This window comes from Massilia jejuensis (assembly GCF_042656795.1).
GTDB lineage: Bacteria > Pseudomonadota > Gammaproteobacteria > Burkholderiales > Burkholderiaceae_D > Telluria > Telluria jejuensis.
Map to the genome: position 1 here is coordinate 1 of NZ_JBHSMS010000094.1, position 1087 is coordinate 1087.

A 1087-nucleotide genomic window follows, 5' to 3' on the forward strand; every position below is an offset into this window, starting at 1 on the left:
TGGCATTCTGAGATGCGATTTCTGCCCTCAGGACAGGCGGTTTTCAGCGAATTGATCGGTTTTTTTGCGCCTTCCGGCGCTCAAGGCGCACGTCGGGATTCAGTGATCGAAAATCGCCGGCCGGCCAGCACCAGATTGGCGAAACCGAACAGCGTGAACAGCTGAGCAGTATTTTTGGCCAGGCCGCGATAGCGCGTCTTCCGATGACGAAACAGGTTCTTGATGACGTGGAACGGATGCTCGACTTTCGCTCTCACACTGGCTTTGAGATGCTCCAGTTTTTCAAGCATACGACCGACCTTATTTTTCGGCAGTGCCTTGCGTTTGGATCGCTTCATTGCGACATGCCAGGTGACCGATCTGCCCTGATTCTCCGGGCGCTTCTCGACACCTTGATAACCGGCATCGCCGAGCGCAGCAGACTCATCGCCATGCAATAGCGCACAGGCTTGGGTGACGTCGGAGACGTTGCCAGCAGTGCCGATAACGGTGTGCACCAGACCGGACGCAGCATCAACGCCCACATGGGCCTTCATCCCAAAGTGCCAGTCGTTACCTTTCTTCGACTGGTGCATTTCCGGATCGCGCTCTCCGTTTTTGTTCTTCGTCGACGGTGGTGCCGCGATCAGCGTGGCATCGACGATAGTCCCTTCGCGCATCATCAAACCCTTTTCCGCGAGATGACCGTTGATGGTGTCGAAGATCTTTTTGGTCAGCTCATTGTCCTCGAGCAGGTGCCGAAACTTCAGCAATGTCGTCGCGTCGGGGGCGGACTCTCGATTGAGGTCGATACCGACGAAACCACGAATCGCCTGGCTGTCGTAGATCGCATCCTCGATGCCTTCGTCCGACATGCCAAAGCATTGTTGGGCCACGTACATGCGCAGCATGCGCGCAAGACCAATTGGAGGACGGCCAGCGCCATTGACCCTCGGGTAAAACGGTTCGATTTCTTGATGCAGCTTACCCCACGGAGTGGTCGAGTCGAGCTCTGCGAGAAACACGTCGCGCCGCGTCAGCTTCTTCTTGTTGGCATACTCGAGATCGGAGAAGCTTTTCTGCATGATCGACAGGGCGGCGTTGAGTG

1 protein-coding gene is annotated in these 1087 nt (G+C 56.3%); it reads right to left on the reverse strand.

The genetic code is table 11. The features are described 5' to 3' along the window. Positions 1–80: 80 nt before the first annotated feature. Positions 81–1064, reverse strand: a complete 984-nt coding sequence (locus ACFPOU_RS23650; RefSeq protein WP_198511368.1) for an IS5 family transposase — start codon at positions 1062–1064, stop codon at positions 81–83. Between the last annotated feature and the right edge of the window lie 23 nt (positions 1065–1087).